The following is a 23,490-nucleotide window of genomic DNA, read 5'->3' as shown; positions in this document are numbered from 1 at the left end:
GTAAGCTGTGTGGCGTGACTGATGACCTGCGCGACCAGGTCCACGCGGCAGCTCGCCGCGCCCGCGTCGCCGCCGACGAACTCGTCCTCGCCACCCGCGAGCGCAAGGACACCGCGCTGCACGCGATGGCCGCCGCTCTCCGCGAGCGTGCGCCAGAGATCATCGAGGCCAACAAGAAGGACCTCGAAGCGGGCAAAGCCGCTGGTCTGCCAGACAACATCCTGGACCGTCTGACGCTCAACGAGTCCCGCATCGAAGGTGTCGCGGTAGGCCTGGAAACCGTTGCGGGACAGGCGGACCCGGTCGGTGAGGTGCTGCGCGGCGGCATCCTCCCGAACGGACTGGAGCTCAAGCAGGTCCGCGTCCCGATGGGCGTCGTCGGCATGGTCTACGAGGGCCGCCCGAACGTCACGGTCGACGCCGCCGGTCTCGCGCTGAAGTCGGGCAACGCGGCGCTGCTGCGGGGTTCCTCGACCGCCGAGAACTCCAACACCACGCTCGTCGCGGTCCTGCGCGATGCACTCGAAAGCGTGAACTTGCCCGCGGACTCGGTGCAGTTGCTGCCGTGCCACGACCGTGCGTCCGTCACCCACCTCATCACCGCGCGCGGCCTCGTCGACCTGGTGATTCCCCGCGGTGGCGCGGGTTTGATCAACGCGGTCGTGCAGCAGGCCACGGTTCCCACGATCGAGACCGGCGTCGGCAACTGCCACGTCTACGTCGACAAGCACGCGGACCTCGACATGGCCGAGGCGATCGTCCTCAACGCCAAGACGCGGCGCACGAGCGTGTGCAACGCGGCCGAGTCGTTGTTGGTGCACAAGGACGTGGCGCACGAGTTCGTCCCGCGCATCACCAAGGCGTTGCAGCAGGAGAGCGTGATCATCCACGGTGACGCCACGTTCGCGCAGCAGGCCGACGTCGTGGAAGCGAACGACGACGACTGGGGCACCGAGTACCTGAGCCTCGACATCGCGGCGAAGGTCGTCGACTCGCTGGACGACGCGGTGCGGCACATCGCGACGTACGGCTCCGGCCACAGCGAGGCCATCGTGACGAACGACGTTGCGGCGGCCCGGAAGTTCACGACGCGGGTGGACGCGGCGGCGGTGTTCGTCAACGCCTCCACGGCGTTCACGGACGGCGCGGAGTTCGGCATGGGCGCGGAGATCGGCATCTCCACGCAGAAGCTGCACGCCCGCGGTCCGATGGGCCTATCCGAGCTGACGTCCTCGAAATGGGTCGTCTGGGGCGAAGGTCACACGCGTCCCAAGGCGTAGATCTACGTTGGGAGACATGGCTCCCACCTACCCGTTCTCCGAAACTGACGCGCTGGTCCTCGACCCGACCTATGAACGTCTACGGCGTGAAGAACCCGTCACGCGCGTGACGTATCCGTACGGCGGCGAGGGCTGGCTCGTCACGTCCTACGAAGAGACGAAGTTCGTGCTCGGCGACCCGAGGTTCAGTCGAGAGCGAACGGTCGAGCAGGACGTGCCGAGGATGCAGCCCCTCATCGCGCCCGGCGGCTCCATCCTCACGACCGATGGCACCGACCACGCGCGCATGCGTCGTCTGGTGTCGAAGGCGTTCACGGTGCGGCGGATCGAGGAGCTGCGTCCGCGTGCGCAGCGGATCGTCGACGACCTGCTCGACCGCCTGGACAACCCGGGCGACCTCGTCGAGGGCTTCTCGATGCCGTTCCCGATCACGGTCATCTGCGAGCTGCTCGGTGTTCCGTTCGAGGACCGCGCCGACTTCCGCCTGTGGTCGAACCAGGCGTTGTCCACGGTCGGCAGCTACACGCCGGAAGAGGCGATGGACGGCGTGATGAAGCTGCACGCCTACTTCACCGACCTCGTCGCCCAACGCCGTGAGCAGCCCACGGACGATCTGATCAGCGGGCTCGTCGCCGCCCGTGACAACGAGGACCGGCTGAGCGAGGACGAGCTCGTCCGGTTCGGCATCACGCTGCTCGTCGCCGGCCACGAGACGACGGCGAACATGATCGCCAACAGCGTCGTGACGCTGCTGGACCACCCGGACGCTCTGAAGCGGCTGACCGAGGAGAACCTCCCGAACGCCATCGAGGAGCTGCTGAGGTTCATCCCATTGGGTAGTGGTGCCGGCTTCACCCGCATCGCGACAGAGGACGTCCAGGTCGGCAACGCGCTGGTCAAAGAAGGCGACGCCGTGCTGGTCGTCGTGTCGTCGGCGAACCGGGACGAGTCGGTGTACCCGAAGAGCGACGAGCTGGACCTGGAGCGTCAGGCCGGCGGGCACCTGCAGTTCGGACACGGCATCCACTTCTGCCTCGGCGCGCAGCTGGCCAGGATGGAGCTGCAGGTCGCGCTCGGCACGATGCTGCGCCGCATGCCCGGTCTGCGGCTCGCGGAACCCGTCGAGTTCCGCAAGGGTTCGCTGGTCAGGGGCCCTGTGAAGCTCGTGGTGGCCTGGTAGCGAAAAAATCTTCGCGGATCCGCGTAAGGGGAGCGCGGGGCGTTCGTTCCTCCATTGCGCGGCTCTGCTTCGGGGTGGGCCGCGACCCGAACGGCCCGTCCTCCCCCTGGGCCGTGCGGTGTGATCAGCACGACGGGCGCTGGACCACGGGAGCGGTCCGGCGCCCGTCTACGCTTCCGGGATGCGCATCGGCGTCATGGGCGGCACGTTCGACCCCGTCCACCACGGTCACCTCGTGGCGGCCAGCGAGGTGCAGAGCAAGTTCGACCTGGACCGCGTGATCTTCGTGCCGACGGGTCAGCCCTGGCAGAAGGCGTCGCGCGAGGTCTCGCCGGCGGAGGACCGCTACCTGATGACGGTCATCGCCACGGCGTCCAACCCCAGGTTCTCGGTCAGTCGCGTGGACATCGACCGCGACGGCCCCACGTACACCGTCGACACGCTCACGGACCTGAAGAAGCAGTACCCGGACGCGGACCTGTTCTTCATCACGGGTGCCGACGCGCTGGAGCAGATCCTGTCGTGGAAGCGAGCCGCCGACGCGTTCGAACTGGCCCACTTCATCGGGGTCACTCGTCCGGGTTACACCCTGAACGACCGTCACCTGCCGCCAGGAGCAGTGTCGTTGATCGAGGTCCCGGCCATGGCGATCTCGTCCACGGGCTGCCGCGCGCGGACGGCCTCGGGCCAGCCGGTTTGGTATTTGGTCCCGGACGGTGTCGTCCAGTACATCGCCAAAACGGGCTTGTACTCCGAGTCGTGACCACGTTCGAGTGGATTTTGCGTGCATCCGAGAGCGCGGGGAGCCACAATCAGCGGGTTGTTGCTGGTTCGTGGAAGGCAAGACTTTGGCTACAGGCACCGTGAAGTGGTTCAACGCCGAGAAGGGGTTCGGCTTCATCGCCCCCGACGACGGCTCGGCTGACGTCTTCGTGCACTACTCGGAGATCCAGTCCAAGGGGTTCCGCTCGCTTGAGGAGAACCAGAAGGTCGAGTTCGAGGTCGGTCAGGGCCAGAAGGGGCCGCAGGCCCAGCAGGTCCGCCCGCTCTAAGCTTCGGCGCAGGTGAAGGCCACTCCAGGGCGCTGGGGTGGCCTTCCTCATGCCTGCATGTGAAGTAACCGTTGGCGGTCGCCGGTACTCTCAGTAACTCGTGTGGGCGTATCGACGCCCGCCGGAAGTCAGAGGAGTGACGTGGCAGCCACCGACGAGGCACGACGGCTGGCGCTGGTCGCGGCGAACGCAGCGGCCGACAAGAAGGCGCACGACGTGACGGTGCTCGACGTCTCCGACCAGCTCGTGATCACGGACGTGTTCGTGATCGCGTCCGCTCCCAACGAGCGGCAGGTCGGCGCGATCGTCGACAACATCGAGGAGAAGCTGCGGGAGGCCGGTACGAAGCCGGTGCGCCGCGAAGGGGCTCGCGAGGGCCGGTGGGTGCTGCTGGACTTCGTGGACGTCGTCGTGCACGTTCAGCACACGGAGGAGCGCAGTTTCTACGGCCTGGAGCGGCTGTGGAAGGACTGCCCGCGCATCGAGTTCGAAGCGGACGTCCCCGCCGACTCCACGGCTGAATGAGGTAGCTGATGACCCTGAGCCGGCTCGTGCTGTGGCGGCACGGTGAGACCGACTACAACGCGACAGGCCGCCTGCAGGGTCATCTGGACGCGGCGCTCACCGAGACCGGCTTGAACCAGGCCAGGTTCGCCGTGCCGGTGCTCGCCGGGTTCGAACCGGAGATCGTGGTCGCCTCCGACCTGCAGCGCGCGCGCAACACCGCCGGGGTGTTCACGTCGTCGACGGACATCCCGCTGCGGATCGACGAACGGCTGCGCGAGACCCACCTGGGCAAGTGGCAGGGGCTCAACCTGGCAGAGGTCGAGCAGGAATGGCCTGGCCAGGTGACGGTGTGGCGCACCGATCCGACCTTCACACCGCCGGACGGCGAGTCGCGGGTCGAGGTGGCCGAGCGGGCCATCCAGGTCGTGCACGAGGTGGACGCGGAGTTCTCCGGCACCGTCATGCTGTGCGCGCACGGTGGCCTGATCAGCGCGTTGACCGGGCGGCTGCTGGATCTGCCGGTGCAGACGTGGTCGCAGCTCGGCGGCATCTCGAACTGCCACTGGACCGTGTTCACGCGGCGCAACGACCGGTGGCGGCTGACGTCGTACAACGCGGGCACCACGCGTTGAGACTGCTCGTCCTCGGGGACTCGCTGTCGTTCTTCGGGCCTTCCGGGCCGTTACCCGCTGATCATCCGCAGCTGTGGCACAACATCTGTGCTTCGTCGCTGGGTGGGTCCGCGGAGCTCGCGGCCGGGTTCGGGTGGACGGCTCGGGACGCCTGGTGGGCGTTGACCGGGGATCCGCGGATCTGGTCGTTGCTGCCGTCCACGGACGTTCTGGTGTTCGCCGTGGGGAGCATGGACACGTTGCCATCGCCGTTGCCCACGTATCTGCGTGAGGGGCTGCGTTATGTGCGGCCTGACTGGCTGCGGCGGTGGGTGCGTGCGCGCTATGCGGCGGCTCAGCCGTTGTTGGCGCCCTACGCGCGCGCGTCGCTGCCTCCTCGGCTGACCGCGCGGTATCTGCGGGACATGTTGCAGTCCGTGCGCAATCTCCAGTACACGATGCCGGCGGTCGGGATCGTGCCGTCGGTGCATCGGGCGCCTACGTATGCGTCCGCGCATCAGGGACACGCGGCTGCGGTTTCGGCTGTGCGCGGGTGGGGCGCGTCCGCGGGTGTGCCGTTGCTGGACCTGCCTGCCGTCATCGGGGAGCACGTGCGGTCCGGTTCCGGAAATCCGGACGGGATGCATTGGGGCTGGGAGGGGCACGAACTCGTGGGCAAGGCGATGGCCGCTTTGATCTCGTCCGTGGCGTTGAGTCCCTCGGAGGAGTGAGCACCGTAGGCTCGTCGCTCGTGCGCATCACCATCGTCACCGACTCCACGGCATACCTGCCCGAGGGGTTCGCGAAGCGCCATTCGATCACCGTGGTGCCGCTGCACGTGGCGGTCGACGGTGCCGGACGCCTCGATGGCGTCGACTTCGGTCCTTTCGAGCTCGCGGGTGCGCTGGCCGAGCATCGCCGCGTGACCACGTCCCGCCCGACACCGGGGGAGATGGCGGACGTCTACCGGGACGTCCTGTCTTCCTCTGACGCTGTCGTGTCCGTGCATCTCTCTCGTGAGCTGTCCGGGACGTGGGAGGCCGCACGGCTGGCCGCGGAGGAGGTCGACCCGTCGCGGATCCGGGTCGTGGACTCGCGGTCGACGGGCATGGGGCTCGGGTTCGCGGTGTTGCGCGCGTGTGCGGCTGTCGCTGACGGACGTTCGCACGCGGCTGTGGAGGAAGCGGCGTCGTCGGCTGCCGCGCAGACCCGGATGTTCTTCTGCCTGGAGACCCTGGAGCACCTGCGGCGGGGTGGCCGGATCGGGACGGCGGCGGCCCTGGTGGGGACCGCGCTGGCCGTGAAGCCGTTGCTGCACATGGATGACGGCCGGATCGTGCCGCTGGAGAAGGTGCGCACGATGAGCCGGGCGGTGGGCCGCCTGGTGGATCTGGCGGCGGCTGCGGCGGGCGACGGACCCGTGGGGCTCGCCGTGCACCACCTGGCCGCTCCCGAACGGGCCGCTGAGCTGGCCACTCGCCTCGACGAACGCCTGCCTGGCTCGACGGGGTGCGTCATCTCGGAGGTCGGCGCGGTGATCGGTGCGCACACGGGTCCAGGAGTGCTGGGCGTGGTGGTGCTGCCGGGAGGACCCGACATCCTCCCACACACCCCCGACAATTCCCCGCTCTCCAGCCCCGAGTGATCGCGACCTGTCCACAACCCGCGAGTAATCCACAGCCCCGGGCTCAACCCGGTCTCCCCACCCACCCCACTCCGTAGCGTCACCCCCATGCTCCCCCGCCCCCATCCGGCCGACAGCGCGAGCGACCGCCTCGCCGCCCTGGCTGAGAAGGTCCGCGCCGACCCGACCCTGGTCCACGCCCGTTCAGAAGCCTCCGACGAACACGGCACACCCCGCCGCCTCCGCCTGCCACGCCTGCCCCGACTCCCGCGCCGAGGCCTCCTGGCCCTGGGCATCGCCGTCGCCTGCACGGTGATCGGCCTGGGCAGCTGGTGGCAGAGTCCAGCCGCGGAGGAGGCACCCGCCGTGGCGCTGGTGAGCACCACGGCCCCCGCTCCGGAACTGGTTGTGAACGTGGTCGGCGAGGTCGCCACGCCAGGCCTCGTGACGGTGACGTCAGGTGCCCGCGTGGCCGACGCCATCCGCCTGGCCGGTGGCCTCAAACCAGGCGCCGACCTCCACAACCTGAACCTGGCCCGGAAACTCGTCGACGGCGAGCAGATAGCCGTGGGCATCCCGCCTCCAGCAGGCCACGCCGCGGCCCCGTCCACACTGGACCTGAACTCGGCCACAGCGTCCGAACTGGACACCCTGCCCGGCGTAGGCCCCGTGACGGCTCAACGCATCGTCGACCACCGCACTCGCAAGGGCCCGTTCGCCTCCGTCGACCAACTCCGCGAGATAGAAGGCATCGGCGACTCCAAGCTCGCCAAGCTGGCCGACCTGGTCCACACATGACCCTCGCCACCAGTGCCCTGGCCCTCTACCTGCGCGCCAAGGCCCGCCTGCACCCCCTGACCCGAGCCTCCCCACCTGCGGCCGACCACACCCACCCCCTCCGCCAGATCACCATCGCCTTCCCTCTCCACCCGACCAACGCCCGCAAACGTCGCCGCGGCCCTGGCCCGCTGACCTCGGCGATCCGCCACCTGCTGCGCGCCTACCCACCTCCGCCGCCAGGCCCACTCCCACCAGCAGGCCCGCCCCCAGCCTCGCTACCGCCACCAAGCTCGCTGGCTCCGCCGAAATCGTCCTGCCGCCTCTGCACAGCAGACCGCCTCTGAGGCGCGCCTCAAGCACCCGCCAGGTGATCGCCCCGAGCCCCCGGCTGCTTACCGCACACCCACTGCTCATGCCGCCTGCCCTTACCGCGCGGTCTGCTCGCCTTGCCTGGTTGCTCACCGCACCACCGACCCCCACAGCGGTCAGCCGGAAACACCTCGCTCGCCGTCTGCGGAACCCACCCCCACATCTGGAGCCACCCATGCGATCTGTCCGCATTACCCGTCGCACCAAGCCCCGCCGACCTCTGACCGCGAGCCGCGTCGACTTCGCCTGGCACCACTCCGAAGTCCGGCCACCGCTCGTCAGCCCACAAGCCACCGCGCTCACACACCTGCCCACGAGTCCTGGACCTCCTGATCCCAGGCCTCCAACCCCACGAGGGAGGCACCGGTGGTCCGCAAACGCCAGATAACCCACGACCACCGTCTGGTCCCAGCGGCAGCAGCGGTGTGGGCGACGGCCATCGCCGGCCTCTTCCTGAGCTGGCAGGCGGCAGTGGGTACCGGCCTGGCAGCAGGAGCGCTCGGCTTGATCGCCTGGCGCAGGGCCTGGTGGACCAGGACGTGCGCGATAGCTCTCCTGGTCTCCGGCCCGGTAGCCGCGGCGTGGGTGGGCGGCAACGTCTTCCGAGCCGAAACCCATCCACTCCGCCTGGCTGCCGACGAAGGTCGCTCGACCACCCTGACCGCGGAACTCACCACCAGACCCAAAGGCATCCGGGCCGCCGGCTTCGGGGGTCACCAGGCGGGAGTCGACCACGTGGTCATCACCGCGACCGCCAACGGCGCTCATCTGGTGCTGTTGGCTCCGGCGGACAAGTGGCGAAACCTGTTGCCAGGCCAGAAGGTCACGGCCAAGGGCACGCTGGCTCCACCCCGTGGCGGCGACCTGACGTCGGCGTTGCTGCGGGTGCGCGGTCCGCCGATCGACCCGCGGCCGGCACCACCGTGGCAGCGTTGGGCGGATCACCTCCGCGACGGCCTGAGAGATGCCAGTGCTGTCCTCGGCGACGAGGAGGCCGGACTCCTGCCGGCGCTGGTGGTGGGCGACACCGACAACATGGTGCCGCGCATCGTCGACGAGTTCCGCACCGCCGGGCTGTCGCATCTGCTGGCTGTGAGCGGCGCCAACCTGGCGATCGTGTGCGGTGCGGTCTACCTGCTGGCCAAGCGACTCCGAGCCGGGCCACGGGCAGCAGCCGCGGCTGCGATGGCGGCGCTTGTGGGGTTCGTGGTTCTGGCAGGTCCTGAACCGAGCGTCCTGCGGGCTGCCGTGATGGGCGCGGTGACGTTGCTGGCGCTGGTGCTGGGTCGAAGCCGGTCCACGTTGCCGAGCCTCGCGGCCGCTGTGATCTTCCTTGTGTTCGTCGATCCGGCGCTGGGCGGTGATCCGGGATTCGCGCTCTCCGTCGTGGCGACGGCGGCGTTGGTCCTGGTGGCGCCTAAGTGGTCGAAGGCGTTGAAAGCACGCGGTGTGCCGAACGGCTTGGCCGAGGCGGTCGTCGTGCCCACGGCGGCGAGCCTGGCGACGGCTCCGCTGGTTGCTGGGCTGTCCGGTCAGGTGAGCCTCGTGTCGATCGTGGCCAACCTGGTTGCCGGGCCGGTGGTCGCGCCCGCAACGGTCCTGGGTGTGGCGGCGGCAGCCATTGCGCCTCTGCACCGGCCGGCCGCTGAACTGGTCGTGCACGTCGCGGGACCGGCTGTGACGTGGCTGATCCAGGTCGGGCGGCAGGCGGCGGCGGTGCCCGGTGCGTCGGTCGGCTGGCCGGGAGGCTGGCTCGGCGCGATCGCGTTGACCGGTGCTGTGGCGGCGGTGGTGTTGTTGCTGCGGTTCAGGAAGACGCGGACGTTGGTCGTCGCGGTGCTCGTCGGCGGGTTCGTCGTGCTGGTGCCCATGAAGATCGTGGCGCCGGCGTGGCCTCCGGACGGCTGGAAGGTCGTGGCGTGCGACGTGGGCCAAGGCGACGCGCTGGTCCTGGCGACCGATGACGCCGAGCGAGCCGTGGTCGTGGACACCGGGCCCGATCCCGGTGCGGTCGACCGCTGCCTGAAGACGTTGGGAATCAAGAGGATTCCGCTGCTCGTGCTGACCCACCTGCACGCGGATCACGTGCAGGGTCTGCCCGCGGTGCTCACCGGGCGTGCGGTGGGTGCCATCGCGGTGGGGCCGCTCAAGGAGCCCGACTGGGCGTGGAGGGAGGTCGGCAAGCAGGCCCGCGGTCACGGCGTGCGGGTGGTGGAACCCAAGGCTGGCGAACGGTTCGCCTGGCCAGGACTGGAAGTGGAGGTGCTCGGCCCCAGACGTCCACCGACAGCGGACGACGCGAACACGACGGTCAACGACTACTCGCTCGTGCTCAGAGCGATCACGCGAGCAGGCCGCGTGCTGCTCACCGGTGACGTCGAACTGGCGGGCCAGTCGGCCCTGCTGGGGGAGCGCGACCTGAGGGCGGACGTGCTGAAGGTGCCGCACCACGGCTCGCGGTACTCGTTGCCCACGTTCCTCAAGGCCACGCAACCCCGAATCGCGCTGGTGAGCGTCGGCGCGGGCAACCGCTACGGCCACCCCAGCCGACACGTGCTCGACCTGCTGCGCGCGGGTGGTGCCGCGGTGTTGCGCACGGACGAAGACGGCGACCTGGCCGTGCTGCCGGGAAACCGAACAGTGAGAAGGAGAAGGACATGACCTGGATCAGGCTCTACAACGCGCGCTACCCGGTTCCCGGTGGCTCGCCAGGACTCGCGTGGGCGCTGTGGCAGACGAACTACACGCCCACGCCCTGGCCGCACGACGAGCTCAAACCCGATTTCGGTTACTACATCTGCGAAACGCTCGAAGACGGCACGCGCGCCCTCACCTACCGGGCGACGACCACGCACGTGCTGCTGCCCACCAAGGTCGCCAAGCCGGAGGAGGCGTACGAACTCGTCGCCCAGCACGTGTTCGACGACGGCCTGCGGATCGCGCCGCACGACTGGCACGACTACCACTACAACGTGCTGAAGGCGGAAGCCCCGTGGCCGCAACAGGTCGTGGCCTGGCGGGCGAGCGTGGAGCCGGTCGGGCCGCACGTGGTGGCTGACCTGCAACGGTTCCCGCGCACGGGCTGGCTGCAGTCGGAGGCGATTTCCCTCTGAGACAACGATCGCGGCAACTGGCGACCTTCTGCCAGGTGGGCGCTCTCAGCCCGACGAGACGACCGGCAAACCGAAACGTGCGATCGCGATGACCGCCTCACCGGACATGTCGTGGCAGCGGCCTGTCTCCAGGGCGATCAAGAGTTGGTGGTACTTGCCGGCGCCAAGAGAGCCATCTGATCTCGAGATCAACCGTGCAGCCGGCCAACTCGCTCTCAGCGCGACGAGACAACGCGGTCCGGGGACGCGTGGAGCGTCCCCGGACCGGCCAGAACGAAAGGAGGTGACTAGGCCAGTGCCTTGATGACGGCCTCGGCCGACGGCGGCACCGTCGCGCGCGGCCCGATCGTGTCGCCGAGCGCGTCGAGGGTCTTCAGGCCGTCGCCGGTGATGAGCAGCACGGTCTCGGCGTCCGGGTCGAGCTTGCCGGCCTCGATCAGCTTCTTCGCCGTCGCCACGGTCACGCCGCCGGCGGTCTCGGCGAAGATGCCCTCGGTGCGGGCGAGGAGCTTGATGCCCTCGACGACCTCTTCGTCGGTCACGTCCTCGATGGCGCCGTTGGTGCGGCGGACCGCGTCGAGCACGTAGGGGCCGTCGGCCGGGGCTCCGATCGCCAGTGAGCGGGCGATGGTGTCCGGGCGGACCGGGCGGATGACGTCGTGGCCTTCCTTGTACGCGGCGGACACCGGGCTGCAGCCGGTGGCCTGGGCGCCGAAGACGCGGTACGGGGTGGCTTCGACCAGGTCGAGCTGGCCGAGCTCGCGGAAGGCCTTGTCGACCTTGGTGAGCTGCGAGCCGGAGGCGATGGGCACGACGATCTGGTCGGGCAGGCGCCAGCCGAGCTGTTCGGCGACCTCGTAGCCGAGGGTCTTCGAGCCCTCCGCGTAGTACGGGCGGACGTTGACGTTCACGAACGCCCAGTCCTCGTGCTCCGCGGCGAGTTCCTGGGCGAGGCGGTTGACGTCGTCGTAGTTGCCGTCGACGGCGATCAGGGCGCCTTCGTAGACGGCGCTCATCAGGATCTTGGCGCGCTCGAGATTGGAGGGAACGAGAACGACCGACTGCCAGCCCGCGCGGGCTGCGGCCGCGGCCACGGCGTTGGCCAGGTTGCCGGTGGACGGGCAGGCCAGGACCTTGAAGCCGAGCTCGCGGGCCGCGGCGAGAGCGACGCCGACCACGCGGTCCTTGAAGGAGTGGGTGGGGTTGCCGGTGTCGTCCTTCACCCAGACCTTGCGGACGCCCAGGGCCTTGGCGAGGTTGTGGGCCTCGACCAGGCGGGTGCCGCCGGGGTCGGTGTTCGGGTGCTGTTCCACAGTGGACGGAACGGGGAGAAGGCCGCGGTAGCGCCAGATCGACCTGGGGCCGGCTTCGATGTCCTCGCGCCGGATCTTGCCGAAGTCGTAGGCCACTTCCAGCGGCCCGAAACACTCCAGACAGGCGTACTCAGGAGCGAGAGGGGTTTCATTGCCACATTCCCGGCACAGCAGTGCGCGGGCCGGGCCGAGGTCGAACTTCGTGCTCGTGGGCACAGTGACAGCAGTCATCGCGAGGTATCTCCTCATCTTTCCCGCGAAATCGAACGGGTCGGAATTGGCACCGTGATCGTCTGCGCGCGCTGATGCACTGCGCTGACGCCGGTTGCCGGGGCTTCGTCGGGCCGTTCCCTCTGCCCCTCTGGATGAAGGTGTTCAGTTGTGGCTACCAAGCTACGGCACCAGTCCGTTGCTCAGCCACAGACGTCCACGATCCGGGACGTGGGAGGATGCGGAGCGTGAGCGCACCGGAGTCACTGCACCTCGTCGTCGGCGAGGAGGAGTTGCTGGTCGAACGTGCTGTTCGGGCGGCTCTCGAAGCTGCACGGAAGGTCGATTCGACGGCCGATCTGACCCGTGTGCAGGTGACTGAACTCACGCCTCCCGAGCTGGCTGAGCTGGTGAGTCCGTCGCTGTTCGCGGAGGGGCGAGTGATCGTCCTGCAGAACGCGCAGGACATCGGAAAGGAGATCGCCGACACGGTGCTCTCCTACGTCAAGGCGCCCGCGGACGGGGTCACGCTCGTCGTCGTGCACACGGGCGGTGGTCGCAGCAAGGCGGCCAAGGACCTGCCGGGACAACTGAAGAAGGCCGGTGCCGCGGTCACCGAGTGCGCCAAGATCACCAAGCCCGCTGAGCGGGAGGCGTTCGTGCGCAACGAGGTGCGGCAGGCTGGCGGCAAGATCGATCCCGAGGGTGTCGCCACGCTCATCGACGCCGTGGGCACGAACCTGCGCGAGCTCGCTGCGGCGGCGTCGCAGCTCGTGTCCGACACCGACGGCAAGGTGACGGTCGACGAGATCCGGCGCTACCACCAGGGCAAGGCCGAGGTGACCGGGTTCGCGGTCGCCGAGAAGGCCGTGACCGGTGATCGGGCGGGGGCGATGGAGGCGTTGCGCTGGGCCATGCAGCTCGGGGTGCCGCACGTGCTGGTCGCGGACGCGTTGGCGGATGCGGTGCGCACGGTCGCGCGCGTGTCGGCGGTGGGGCGGGCCGATCCGTTCAGCCTGGCCGGGCCGCTCGGCATGCCGCCGTGGAAGATCAAGAAGGCGCAGGCGCAGGCTCGCGGCTGGGACCAGTCCGGGCTCGCCGACGCGATGCAGGTGGTCGCGGGGCTCAACGCCGACGTGAAGGGTGTGGCGGCCGACGCCGACTACGCGCTCGAACGTGCGGTGCTCAAGATCGTTGCCAGCCACGGCCGCCGTTGATCAAACCTTGGGGATCCCGATCAGGTACTGGGCTCCCGTGAAGCCCGGGACGACGCCGATCTTCCAGGTGAACGTGTCGGTGTTGGCCAGGCCGTCGACCATTCGCTGCAGTTCCGCGCGTCCGTACATGCGCAGGAACGACACGACGCTGTCGAAGAACATCATGAACGGCAGCACCGGCACGAGGTAGGTCAGCACCAGCCGCAGCAGGTAGCGGGGGAGTGGGTTGCGCTGGAACGGCGCGGAGATCAGCACCATCAGCGTCGTGAAGAACGGGAACAGCAGCGGGTAGACGAACGACCGCTTGGTGTCGACGACGACCATCGGCTGCCGGGTGTCGACGGCGTTCTGCAGCATCCGCGTCGCCAAAGCCGGCGGGAAGTGGTGGAAGGCGCCGTAGATCGTCCGCGTCCCCTCGAGAGAGCAGTCCGTGGCGTCGACGGACGACGACTCGTAGTCGACCGAGCAACAGTCGTCCAGCACGTCGGCGTTCGCGGCCTGAACCCGTTGGAACGCGGGCACATTGGGCACGAGATCGGTCAGTGTCACGTGGGTGTGCACGCCTTCGCGGTGGAGCCGCCGCTGGATCAACGGCACCGGCCCGCCCGAGCCCGCGCAGAGGTCGACGATCCGATGCGAGGCACCGAGCCGCAGCGCAAGAGACAGCGGCACCGAGTACTCCCGTGCGGCGTCCGTCAGCTTGTAGATGAACGCGATGGACTCGGTGTGCAGCGTGCGCAACACCGGCGGCGTGCGGTCGAGGTCGTGCAGCTCGACGAAGTCAATGCGCGGGAGCGATTCCATGGCTCTTATGCCTACTGGTCAACCGCACGGGCAGTCCATCCGCCGGAAAGGGCAGACCGCGCCGATTCCACGGGATCTCGTAGCCGTCCTCAACGGACCACTCGAAGCGGTCGAGCACCTGGCGCATCACGGCGTCAACGACCATGCCCGCGAAGTGCATCCCGATGCACTTGTGCACACCGCCGCCGAACGGGATCCACGCGTACCGGTGCACCTTGTCCTCGGCGCGTTCCTCGCTGAACCGCAACGGGTCGAACGCGAAAGGATCTGTCCACAGCTCGTGCATGTGGTGGTTGAACTGCGGGATGGTCTGGACGTACGTGCCCGCGGCGATCGGATGCCCCAGCACCTGAGTCGGCCGCACCGTGCGCCGGACCAGGTGCGGCAACGGAGGCGCGAGCCGCAGCGCCTCCTTGCGCACCAGCTCCACCGCGGCGCTGTCGGAGCGGCACCGGTCCTGCCACGACGGGTGCAGCGCCAGGTAGTACATGATCGTCGACAGTGCGATGGTCGACGTGTCCCGCGCGGCCAGCAGCAACAGGATCATGTGGTTGACCACGTCCTCAGCGGTGAACCGGTCACCCTCATCAGAAGATGCCGCGCACAGCATGCTGAGCAGGTTGTCCGCGGGTCCGTCCGAAGAACGCCGCTCGGCCACCCACACCCCGAAGATCGTCTCCAGCCGCCGGCGGGCCGCCAGCCCGCGTGACCAGGCCAGTCCGGGCACGGGGAACCGCACGATCCCCGTCGACGCGCGCAGACACGCCTCGAACAGCCGGTTCACCTCGTCCGCCTCAGCGCCGAGCCCCGAGCCGGTGAGCACCTCGGACGTCAGGTTGAAGATCATCTCGCGCACCGCCGGGTACACCTGGAACCCGGCAGAGACAGGCCACGACTCCAGTTCGCGGGCCAGAGCCGGCTCCATCCGCGCGCGATAGGCGGACAGCCGGGCGGGCAGGAACGCCTGCTGCATGATCCGGCGGTGGTGCAGGTGCTCGTCGAAGTCGAGCAGCAGGAGCCCGCGGTGGAAGAACGGCCCGATGAATCTCTCCCAACCGCCGCCGTTCGAGTAGGCCTTGTCCCGGTTGAGCAGCACTTCCTCAGTGGCGTCCGGCCCCAGAGCCATGGTCATCCGCACCCCGAACATCGGCACGGATGACACCGGGCCGAACCGGTCGTAGCGGTCGCGCGCCCAGTCCACCGGGCTGCGCATGTACGCGAGAGTGTCACCGAGGAAGGGCAGCTTCATGAAGAGACGCTGGCACGCGCCCAGCCACCGAAGCCATCAGAACAGCGAAAAGGGCCCGCTCAACGGAGAGCGGGCCCTTTTCGGAAGCTCAGGCTCAGAGCGCGTTCGCGCGCAGTGCCATCGCCGACTTCTTGTTGGCGGCCTGGTTGGCGTGGATGACGCCCTTGGTGGCGGCCTTGTCGAGCTTGCGGGACGCGTCCTGCAGCAGCTCCAGGGCCTTCGCCTTGTCACCGGCCTCGGCAGCCTCGCGGAACTTGCGGATGGCCGTCTTCAGGGACGACTTGACCGACTTGTTGCGAAGGCGAGCCTTCTCGTTGGTCTTGATCCGCTTGAGCTGGGACTTGATGTTCGCCATGCGACATCACCCTTCTTGTCGAAACCGGAGTTCGTGACGCGCTTGGTCGGCACCGATCAGAGACCGGCTCTCCTCCACGGCGGAGTGCCGCGCGTTCACGACGACGAAGGATATCAGGCCAGCTCAGCGCACCGTGAACGCGGCCTTCTCCGCGCCCACCACGGCCTCGTACCCACCGCGCGCGACCTCACGCCGGCCGTCGCCGTCCACGTCGCCCACGGTCAGCGCGAGCTGCGAGAGCTGGAACGACACCTCGACCTGCTTCGACTGTCCCGCAGCGAGTTCGACGCGCGACCAGCCCACCAGGCGGGCGTCCGGCGTCAGCACGGGCGAGGCCGGCTGACGGACGTAGACCGGCACCACGACCGTGCCTGCCCGCCCACCGGTGTTCGCCACCGTGAACTTCACCACGCCCTTCGAACGATCCACCGCCACGGACGTGCCCGAGGTCGCGAAGGTGGTGTACGAGAGCCCGTGCCCGAACGGGTACAGCGCGTCGTACTTCGCCGAGGCCGAGGTGTTCGCCCCTGGCAGCTGGTCGTAGGTCAGCGTCGGGTCACCCAGCGCACGAGGCCACGACACCGTCAGCTTGCCGCTCGGGTTCACCGCGCCGAACAGCACGTCGGCGATACCGCGGCCACCCTCGCTGCCCGGCAACCAGCCCGCGACCAGCGCGTTCGCGTCGGCAGCGCCGCCGAGCACCTGCGGGCGAGCGGTCAGCAGCACCACGACCACGGGCTTGCCGGTCGCCTGCACCGAGTCGACCCACGCCTGCTGGTCCGCCGTCAGCACCGGGTTCTCCGTGTCGGCAGGTCCCTCCGCACCGGGCTTCTCGCCCAGGACGACGACGACCGCGTCCGCACCGGCAGCCTCGGACACCGCAACAGCAGGAGTGGCAGCGTGCACCACGGACGCACCAGGCGCGGCCTCACGGATACCGGTCAGCACGGTCGCGGTCGGCGGCAACGGCGAGTCGTCCGGCACGCCCTGCCACTCGACGGTCCACCCGCCGAGCTGGCGACGCACGTCGTCGGCGGTCTCACCGGTCACGACGATCTTCTTCGCGGCAGAGGACAGCGGCAGCACACCGTCGTTCTTCAGCAGCACAGTGCCTTCAGCAGCGGCCTTACGCGCCAGATCGCGGTCAGCGTTCACCACGTTGCCGTCGGCCTTCGCCGGATCGACATAAGGCTTCTCGAACAGCCCCAGGTCGAACTTGAGGCGGAGGACCCGGCGCACCGCCTGGTCGATCCGACCGCGCGACACCGAGCCGTCGCGCACGTTCGCCAGCAGCAGCGACGTGAACTCGGCCGCGTTCGACGGCTCCATCGCCATGTCCACACCGGCGTTGACGCTCATCGCGATCGCCGTCTTGTAGTCCGGCGCGACCTTGTGGCGATCCACCAGGTACTTCATGTCCTGCCAGTCCGAGACCGCGACGCCCTTGAAGCCCATGCGTTCCCGCAGCTGCTTCTGCAGCATGTACTTCGACGCGTGCACCGGCACGCCGTTCAACGACCCGGAGTTGATCATTACCGTGCGCACGCCCGCGTCGAACTGCGCCTGGAACGACGGCAGCACCACGTCCTGCAGCTGACGGATCGGAATCTGCGCCGCCGCGCGGTCGTGCCCGTTCTCCGGCGCCGAGTAGCCCGCGAAGTGCTTGGCAGTAGCGGTCAACTGCGCGGTGTCGTCCACCTCGGACTGTTGCCCGCGCACGTTCGCCGCGGCCATCTGCCCGGAGAGGAACGAGTCCTCGCCGTAGGTCTCGTAGTAGCGCCCCCAACGCGTGTCGCGCGCGATGTCCGACACGGGCGCGAAGTTCCAGAACACACCCGTCGCACGCAACGCCTTCGACGCCGACACACCGATCTGCTCCGACAGCGCCGGGTCCCACGTGGCGCCGAGCCCGATCTGGTGCGGGAACATCGTCGCGGAGATGACGTTGTTGTGCCCGTGCACGCCGTCCGCGCCGTAGATGATCGGGATCTTCAACCTGTTGTTCTCCAACGCATAGCGCTGGATCGCGTTGTTCATCTCGGCCCACGCACGAGGCGTGTTGTCGACCGGCGCGTCACCACCACCGGACAGGATCGAGCCCGTGTGCGCGTCGGTAAGAACCGCCTTCAGACACGAGTCCACCAACGGCCCGTTGGCGTTGTTGCAGTCACCACGCAGCTTTCCCACGCGGATCTGCACCATCTGCCCGATCTTCTCCTCGAGCGTCATTCTGCGGAGCAGGTCCTCGACCCGCCGCTCCGACGACGCGCGAGCGTCCAGATATATCTCCTTGCCCGCCGCCAGACCACCGGCCGGTGTCAGCGACGCGATCACCACAGCAACGCCCAGCACGCCGAAACCGGCGCGCCTGCGGGAAAACAAAGACAAGACTCCTCCACGTTCCCGTGCGCCCGCCGCACACGATCGCGTGGTGGAGTCGGACAAAAACACCTCCGAAAGGAGGAACTCCGTGAGAGCGGTTTCATGCTGGTGAAACGCCTGTTCAGCGCCTTCCAGTGAAACACGGAAAAATACCGGGAATGCCCCTGCCCGCGCTCCCCGAAGAGTTCCAGCGCGTGCTCTGCGTCGTCGCTCATCCCGACGACATGGAGTACGGCCTGTCCGCCGCCGTCGCCCGCTGGACCTCGAACGGCATCGAGGTCGGCTACCTCCTGCTCACCCGCGGCGAGGCCGGCATGCTGAACCGCCGGAGGAGACGGCACGCCTGCGCCGGGACATCTGCCGCGAGATCCGCCGGTTCAAGCCGGACGTCGTGCTGGGCCAGACCTTCGACGTGGAGACGCCGTGGGGGTTCGACCAGGCCGACCACCGCGCGGCCGGACTCGCGACCCTCGACGCGATCAGAGACGCGGGCAACCGCTGGGTCGCACGTCGGATACCTGGCCGCGCTGCCGGACCACCCTGCGCCGGCCGACTTCATCCCGCAGATGGCCGCGATGGGCGGCCAGGTCATGGGCGTCGAGCACGCTGTGCTGTTCCGCGCCCATGACCTCCAGGCCCGGCCGGAGCTCTAGTCAGGCTCCGGGTTTTTCGGGGGCCTGCCGCGGCGAGGCATCTTCTTCGCCTCGCCCGGCAGCCGGCCCGCGTCCGCCAGCGCACGCCGCAGCAGGAACTCGATCTGCGCGTTCGTGCTGCGCAGCTCGTCGTTCGCCCACCTGCTCAACGCGTCGTGCACGGCCGGATCGAGCCTGAGCAGAACGCTTTTGCGCTCAGCCATCAGGTGTACAGCGAACCGGTGTTCACCACGGGCTGAGTGGAGCGGTCACCGCAGAGGACGACGAGCAGGTTCGACACCATCGCCGCCTTGCGCTCCTCGTCGAGCTCGACGACGTCCTGCTCGGCGAGGCGGTGCAGTGCGAGCTCCACCATGCCGACGGCGCCCTCGACGATCCGGGTCCTCGCCGCCACGACCGCCGACGCCTGCTGCCGTTGCAACATCGCGTGCGCGATCTCCGGTGCGTACGCGAGGTGCGTGAGCCGCGACTCGATCACCTTCACTCCCGCGGACTGCACGCGTGCCGCGATCTCGATCACGAGCGTCTCGGTGATCTCGTCCGCGTTCTCCCGCAACGACAGACCGGCCTCGTCGTGGTTGTCGTACGGGTAGCTGTTCGCGATGTGCCGTACGGCGGTCTCCGTCTGGATGCCCACGAACCGCACGAAGTCGTCCACTTCGAACCGTGCGCGCGCAGTGTCGTCGACCTGCCACACGACCACTGCGGCGATCTCGATCGGGTTGCCGTCGGCGTCGTTGACCTTGAGCGCCGTCGTCTCGTGGTTGCGGATCCTGGTCGAGATCTTCTGCCGCGTGGTGAACGGGTTCACCCACCGCAGGCCGTCCGTGCGCACCGTGCCCACGTACCGCCCGAAGAACTGCAGCACCCGCGCCTCACCAGGCGCGACTGTGAAGAGTCCCCTCATGATCAGCGCCGCGGCCAGGAACAACAGCACCGCGGTGATCAGCAACCCCGCCGGCGGGTTACCGCCGGTCGCTTCAGCGTCCATGATCCCCAGCACGAACATCCACACGCCCACCCCGAACACCACCAGTCCTGCGAAGAACATCGGCAGACCGGACAAGTCCCGCGCGTGCTTCTCACGCACGGCAGGTGCCGGCATGTGCACTGTCGTGTCGACCATCCCTACCCCCTGTCGAAGTACTATCTAAGTGATATCACTTTTTCGCCATGATCGCCACGCCTAGGCTGGTCGGCATGAGGGAGAAGAAGCAGCGCGTGGCCGCGTACGGGGTCTGCGTCAACGACAACGACGAGATCTTGCTCGCGCGCTTCATTGCCCGTGAGGGCAGACAGTGGATCCTCCCCGGCGGCGGCCTCGACCACGGCGAGCACCCGTACGACGCGGTGATCCGGGAGTTCGAGGAGGAGACCGGCTACGAGGTCGAGGTGCTGCGGCTGCTCGGCATCGACTCGGAGTTCCGCGAGGAGCCGAACCGCGACTACCACGCGTTGAGGATCATGTACGAGGTCCGGATCGTGGGCGGCGAGCTCCGGCACGAGGTGGACGGCACGACCGACATGGCGAAGTGGTTCCCGCTCGCAGACGTCGGACAACTTGACCACCTGAGGTCCGTCGATACGGCCCTTGGTTTGTATCGAACTACTCCACCTGCCGGGATCTTGCGGTAACTTACGTCTACCGCCGCCAACTCGCCCATCAACGGAGTTGGCGAATGATCCGATCACTGGCCGCAGTCGGCGCGGCCGCCCTGCTGTCGTCCTTCGTCCACGTGCCCGCGTACGCCGCTGTGGTCGGCGTGTCGAGCGCGTCCTCCCTGCAGGCCGCCATCGACACCGCCCGGTCCGGTCAGCGGATCGTGCTCGCGAACGGCCTGCGCCTGACCGAGCCGATCGCGGTGAAGAAATCCGGCATCACCATCGCCGCGCAGACCCCCGGCGGCGTGCTGTTCACCAGCGGTGGTTTCACCCTCGGCAAGGTCCAGAACGTGACCATCGAGGGCTTCGTCTTCGACGGCACGAGCACGCTGGACGTGCCGGTCGAGGCCCAGGCCACCCGCATCACGCGCAACACCTACAACGGCAACAAGAGCGGCGCCTCGCTCAGCGTGAGCGCCGACGACGTGCAGGTCGACCACAACACGTTCTCGAACCGCACGAACGAGGGCGTGTACCTGCAGGTCACGGGCCCCGGCGACGAGATCGCCAAGCGAACGTGGATCCACCACAACTACTTCTACAACCACCAGTTCAGCGGCTCGAACGGCGGAGAGTCGATCCGGCTCGGCTACAGCCACAAGCAGTCGAAGTCGGCCTACGCGACCATCGAGTACAACCTGTTCGAGAAGGCGGACGGCGACTCCGAGGCCATCTCGGTCAAGTCGTCGGACAACACCGTCCGCTACAACACGATCCGCGACAGCCGCGGCTACATCGTGCTGCGCCACGGCAACCGCACCACGGTCGAGGGGAACCTGCTGTTCAACAGCGGCATCCGGTTCCACGGCAACGACCACAAGATCTACAACAACTACGTGGAGAACACCCGCGACCGCGCGATGGTGTTCGGTTCCGGCAGCGAGGCCGACAGCGGCCCGACCTCCAAGGAACACGACAGGCCGGACCGCGTGACGGTCGCGTTCAACACGCTGATCGGCACCGGCGAGGTCGTGGACAGCGACGGCGGCAATTTCAAGCCGAAGGACTGCGTGCTCGCGAACAACATCATCAAGGGCTCGTCCGGTGGTGTCGTCTCCATGCACAGCGGTTCGGTCGTGAAGTACGAGGGCAACGTCATCTGGGGCGGCACCGGCGGCAGCATGCCCGCGTCGGGCTACAAGTCCGTGGACCCGAAGCTCGTGAAGGACGCCAACGGACTGTTCCGGCTCGCGTCCGGAAGCCCTGCCATCGACGCGTCGGTGGGCACCTACTCCTACGTGACGCGCGACTTCGACCCGCAGGCACGTTCCGGTAAGCCGGACGTCGGTGCGGACGAATACAGCACGTCGAATGTCCGCAAGGCGCTGACCAAGGCCGACGTCGGACCGTCGGCGCCATGATCGCCGCCTTAGCCGGCCTGTTGATCGTGGCGGGTGTGATCGCACCCGCCACGGTCACCAGGGTGACATCGCTGGCCGCGCTGCAGACGGCACTCGACGCGGCCAAGCCGGGCGACCGGATCGAACTGGCCGACGGCACCTACACCTCGTCGAAGGCCATCACGATCAAGCGCTCCGGCGTGACGGTCGCGGCCGAGCACGTCGGCAAGGCCGAGATCCGCGGTGAGGCCGGGTTCGTGTTCGGCGCCGTCTCGGAGGTCGCGGTCGAGGGCTTCGTGCTCAAGCACAAGGGACGGCTCGCCGTCCCCGTCGACGCCCACCACGTGCGGATCACCCGCAACGTGTTCGAGCTCAACGTGCCGGTGATCCCTGACGACGCCGGCGGGTTCGTCGAGGTCAACGGCAACGACGTCCAGGTCGACCACAACACGTTCCAGAACCGCACGAACGAGGGCGTCTATCTGCATGTGGGCGGCCCTAAGGGCGGTATCGCCAAACGGACGTGGGCGCACCACAACTACTTCTTCAACCACCGGTTCGCCGGCGGCAACGGAGGAGAGTCCGTGCGCATCGGCAACAGCGACCGGCAGCAGCAGTCCGCGAACACCCTTCTTGAGAACAACCTCTTTGAGAAGGCGGACGGCGACTCCGAGGCGATCTCGGTCAAGTCGTCGGACAACGTGATCCGGCACAACACCATGCGCGACAGCCGCGGGTTCCTGGTGCTCCGGCACGGCCACCGCAACCTGGTCGACGGCAACCTGCTGTTCGGCACCGGCATCCGGTTCCACGGCAACGACCACCGGATCGTCAACAACTACGTGGAGAGCTCGCGGGACCGGGCGATCGTGTTCGGCTCCGGCAAGGAAGCGGACTCCGGGCCGACCTCGAAGCTGCACGACCGGCCGGACCGGGTGACGGTCGCGTTCAACACGCTGATCGGCACGGGAGCCGTGGTCGACAGCGATGGCGGTGACTTCAAGCCGAAGGACTGCGTGCTCGCGAACAACATCATTCGCGGAACGTCCGGTGGTGTCGTCTCCATGCACAGCGGATCGATCGTGAAGTACGAGGGCAACGTCGTGTGGGGCGGGACAGGCGGCAACATGCCTGCTTCTGGCTATCGGTCCGTCGACCCGAAGCTGGTGCGTGACGCCAACGGGCTGTTGCGGCTCTCTGCCGCGAGCCCGGCCATCGATGCGTCGGTGGGCATCTACTCGTATGTGACGCACGACTTCGACCCACAAGAACGCACGGGGAAGCCTGATGTCGGTGCCGACGAGTACAGCTCGACGGCTCCGCGGAAGGCGTTGACCAAGGCCGACGTCGGGCCGCTCGCGCCCTGACTCCGGCATTTGTCCTGGTAGCCACACGTTTCGTGGCTACCGGGACCCCCCGATTTGGAGATCGAAACACCCCCGTGTAATGTTCTCCATGTCAGAGCGACACGGGCCGGAAATCAAAACCGGAACGGGCCTGGCAAAAGCCGAGAGAAGAAGAGCCTCTGAGAGGCCGATTTGACACCGGCGAGCAAGACCAAATAAGCTTCAAACACAGCCCCGAGAGAGAAACTCCGGAAACGGAGTGAGGATCCGGTGAGCGCGTGTTCTTTGAGAACTCAACAGCGTGCCGAAACACAGCCAGTAATATGAATTACCTCCTCGTCGAGGTAATTCCTTTGAGTAGATAGACCAGATTGCCAGACATATTCCGTCTGGAGCGATCAACACAATCCTTATTGGAGAGTTTGATCCTGGCTCAGGACGAA

Annotated in this window: 23 protein-coding genes and 1 riboswitch; of the genes, 16 read left to right on the top strand and 7 right to left on the bottom strand. The window is 67.9% G+C overall.

Annotated features, from left to right (window positions below; genetic code table 11):
* The first annotated feature begins 14 nt into the window (after window positions 1-14).
* From AB0M24_RS44880 to AB0M24_RS44830, 11 genes are all read left to right on the top strand, one after another.
* Window positions 15-1,280: a glutamate-5-semialdehyde dehydrogenase gene (locus AB0M24_RS44880; protein WP_363780801.1), complete on the top strand. Its 1,266-nt coding sequence runs from the start codon at window positions 15-17 to the stop codon at window positions 1,278-1,280.
* 16 nt (window positions 1,281-1,296) lie between these two features.
* Complete coding sequence (locus AB0M24_RS44875; protein WP_363780799.1) at window positions 1,297-2,460, top strand: cytochrome P450; 1,164 nt, start codon at window positions 1,297-1,299, stop codon at window positions 2,458-2,460.
* A gap of 181 nt (window positions 2,461-2,641) precedes the next feature.
* Window positions 2,642-3,223, top strand: a complete 582-nt coding sequence (nadD, locus tag AB0M24_RS44870) for a nicotinate-nucleotide adenylyltransferase (protein ID WP_363780797.1) — start codon at window positions 2,642-2,644, stop codon at window positions 3,221-3,223.
* Window positions 3,224-3,308: 85 nt separating this feature from the next.
* Window positions 3,309-3,512, top strand: coding sequence for a cold-shock protein (locus tag AB0M24_RS44865; protein ID WP_030468099.1), 204 nt, complete (start codon window positions 3,309-3,311; stop codon window positions 3,510-3,512).
* A gap of 141 nt (window positions 3,513-3,653) precedes the next feature.
* The gene (gene rsfS, locus AB0M24_RS44860; protein WP_045316502.1) at window positions 3,654-4,037 is read left to right on the top strand and encodes a ribosome silencing factor; all 384 of its coding nucleotides are present in this window, start codon (window positions 3,654-3,656) and stop codon (window positions 4,035-4,037) included.
* Between the two features lie 8 nt (window positions 4,038-4,045).
* On the top strand, window positions 4,046-4,651 hold the full coding sequence (locus AB0M24_RS44855) for a histidine phosphatase family protein (RefSeq protein ID WP_363780795.1): 606 nt from the start codon (window positions 4,046-4,048) through the stop codon (window positions 4,649-4,651).
* The gene (gene octT, locus AB0M24_RS44850; RefSeq protein WP_363780793.1) at window positions 4,648-5,361 is read left to right on the top strand and encodes a diglucosylglycerate octanoyltransferase; all 714 of its coding nucleotides are present in this window, start codon (window positions 4,648-4,650) and stop codon (window positions 5,359-5,361) included. Before AB0M24_RS44855 ends, octT begins: the two co-directional genes overlap by 4 nt.
* A 20-nt stretch (window positions 5,362-5,381) precedes the next feature.
* On the top strand, window positions 5,382-6,275 hold the full coding sequence (locus AB0M24_RS44845; RefSeq protein ID WP_363780791.1) for a DegV family protein: 894 nt from the start codon (window positions 5,382-5,384) through the stop codon (window positions 6,273-6,275).
* An 87-nt stretch (window positions 6,276-6,362) separates the two neighbouring features.
* Window positions 6,363-7,052 carry a ComEA family DNA-binding protein gene (locus AB0M24_RS44840; protein ID WP_363780789.1) on the top strand — a complete coding sequence of 230 codons (690 nt, stop codon included), beginning with the start codon at window positions 6,363-6,365 and terminating at the stop codon, window positions 7,050-7,052.
* A gap of 717 nt (window positions 7,053-7,769) precedes the next feature.
* The gene (locus AB0M24_RS44835) at window positions 7,770-10,064 is read left to right on the top strand and encodes a ComEC/Rec2 family competence protein (RefSeq protein ID WP_363780787.1); all 2,295 of its coding nucleotides are present in this window, start codon (window positions 7,770-7,772) and stop codon (window positions 10,062-10,064) included.
* Window positions 10,061-10,516 (top strand): hypothetical protein, encoded by a 456-nt coding sequence (locus AB0M24_RS44830; RefSeq protein ID WP_363780785.1) that lies wholly within the window; start codon window positions 10,061-10,063, stop codon window positions 10,514-10,516. The genes AB0M24_RS44835 and AB0M24_RS44830 overlap by 4 nt, the downstream gene beginning before the upstream one ends.
* Before the next feature lie 287 nt (window positions 10,517-10,803).
* Here the strand turns inward: AB0M24_RS44830 and thrC are convergent, their stop codons facing one another.
* A complete protein-coding gene (gene thrC / locus AB0M24_RS44825) occupies window positions 10,804-12,060 on the bottom strand; it encodes a threonine synthase (RefSeq protein ID WP_363780783.1) in 1,257 nt (418 codons plus the stop codon).
* An 11-nt stretch (window positions 12,061-12,071) separates the two neighbouring features.
* A riboswitch (SAM riboswitch) is annotated at window positions 12,072-12,201 on the bottom strand.
* Between the two features lie 77 nt (window positions 12,202-12,278).
* Here thrC and holA point away from each other — a divergent pair.
* Complete coding sequence (holA, locus tag AB0M24_RS44820) at window positions 12,279-13,256, top strand: DNA polymerase III subunit delta (protein ID WP_363780781.1); 978 nt, start codon at window positions 12,279-12,281, stop codon at window positions 13,254-13,256.
* Here holA and AB0M24_RS44815 read toward each other — a convergent pair whose 3' ends face one another.
* The 4 genes from AB0M24_RS44815 to AB0M24_RS44800 all read right to left on the bottom strand — a co-directional run bounded on the left by AB0M24_RS44815 (window position 13,257) and on the right by AB0M24_RS44800 (window position 18,052).
* Window positions 13,257-14,060: a class I SAM-dependent methyltransferase gene (locus AB0M24_RS44815; RefSeq protein WP_363780779.1), complete on the bottom strand. Its 804-nt coding sequence runs from the start codon at window positions 14,058-14,060 to the stop codon at window positions 13,257-13,259.
* Window positions 14,038-15,309: a cytochrome P450 gene (locus tag AB0M24_RS44810; protein ID WP_363780777.1), complete on the bottom strand. Its 1,272-nt coding sequence runs from the start codon at window positions 15,307-15,309 to the stop codon at window positions 14,038-14,040. Before AB0M24_RS44810 ends, AB0M24_RS44815 begins: the two co-directional genes overlap by 23 nt.
* 94 nt (window positions 15,310-15,403) lie before the next feature.
* On the bottom strand, window positions 15,404-15,664 hold the full coding sequence (gene rpsT, locus AB0M24_RS44805; RefSeq protein WP_112275720.1) for a 30S ribosomal protein S20: 261 nt from the start codon (window positions 15,662-15,664) through the stop codon (window positions 15,404-15,406).
* Window positions 15,665-15,787: 123 nt separating this feature from the next.
* Window positions 15,788-18,052 carry a glycoside hydrolase family 3 N-terminal domain-containing protein gene (locus AB0M24_RS44800; RefSeq protein ID WP_363780775.1) on the bottom strand — a complete coding sequence of 755 codons (2,265 nt, stop codon included), beginning with the start codon at window positions 18,050-18,052 and terminating at the stop codon, window positions 15,788-15,790.
* Between the two features lie 152 nt (window positions 18,053-18,204).
* Between AB0M24_RS44800 and AB0M24_RS44795 the strand changes: the two genes are divergently transcribed.
* Window positions 18,205-18,699: a PIG-L family deacetylase gene (locus AB0M24_RS44795; RefSeq protein WP_363780773.1), complete on the top strand. Its 495-nt coding sequence runs from the start codon at window positions 18,205-18,207 to the stop codon at window positions 18,697-18,699.
* Here the strand turns inward: AB0M24_RS44795 and AB0M24_RS44790 are convergent.
* Together AB0M24_RS44790 and AB0M24_RS44785 are read right to left on the bottom strand one after the other, a co-directional pair.
* Window positions 18,696-18,902 (bottom strand): hypothetical protein, encoded by a 207-nt coding sequence (locus AB0M24_RS44790; protein ID WP_363780771.1) that lies wholly within the window; start codon window positions 18,900-18,902, stop codon window positions 18,696-18,698. The genes AB0M24_RS44795 and AB0M24_RS44790 overlap by 4 nt on opposite strands.
* The gene (locus AB0M24_RS44785; RefSeq protein ID WP_363780769.1) at window positions 18,902-19,825 is read right to left on the bottom strand and encodes an SPFH domain-containing protein; all 924 of its coding nucleotides are present in this window, start codon (window positions 19,823-19,825) and stop codon (window positions 18,902-18,904) included. Before AB0M24_RS44785 ends, AB0M24_RS44790 begins: the two co-directional genes overlap by 1 nt.
* 74 nt (window positions 19,826-19,899) lie before the next feature.
* On the opposite strand from AB0M24_RS44785, the gene AB0M24_RS44780 reads away from it, so the two are divergent.
* The 3 genes from AB0M24_RS44780 to AB0M24_RS44770 are packed head-to-tail and all read left to right on the top strand — an operon-like array spanning window position 19,900 to window position 23,068.
* Window positions 19,900-20,334, top strand: a complete 435-nt coding sequence (locus AB0M24_RS44780; RefSeq protein ID WP_363780767.1) for an NUDIX hydrolase — start codon at window positions 19,900-19,902, stop codon at window positions 20,332-20,334.
* A 44-nt stretch (window positions 20,335-20,378) separates the two neighbouring features.
* Entirely contained in the window at window positions 20,379-21,722 is a 1,344-nt protein-coding gene (locus AB0M24_RS44775; RefSeq protein ID WP_363780765.1) for a polysaccharide lyase 6 family protein, read from the top strand.
* The gene (locus tag AB0M24_RS44770) at window positions 21,719-23,068 is read left to right on the top strand and encodes a polysaccharide lyase 6 family protein (protein WP_363780762.1); all 1,350 of its coding nucleotides are present in this window, start codon (window positions 21,719-21,721) and stop codon (window positions 23,066-23,068) included. Before AB0M24_RS44775 ends, AB0M24_RS44770 begins: the two co-directional genes overlap by 4 nt.
* The last annotated feature ends 422 nt before the right edge of the window (window positions 23,069-23,490 follow it).

This window comes from Lentzea sp. NPDC051838, from assembly GCF_040681245.1.
Lineage (GTDB): Bacteria > Actinomycetota > Actinomycetes > Mycobacteriales > Pseudonocardiaceae > Lentzea.
This window is presented reverse-complemented; position numbering and strand designations above follow the sequence as displayed.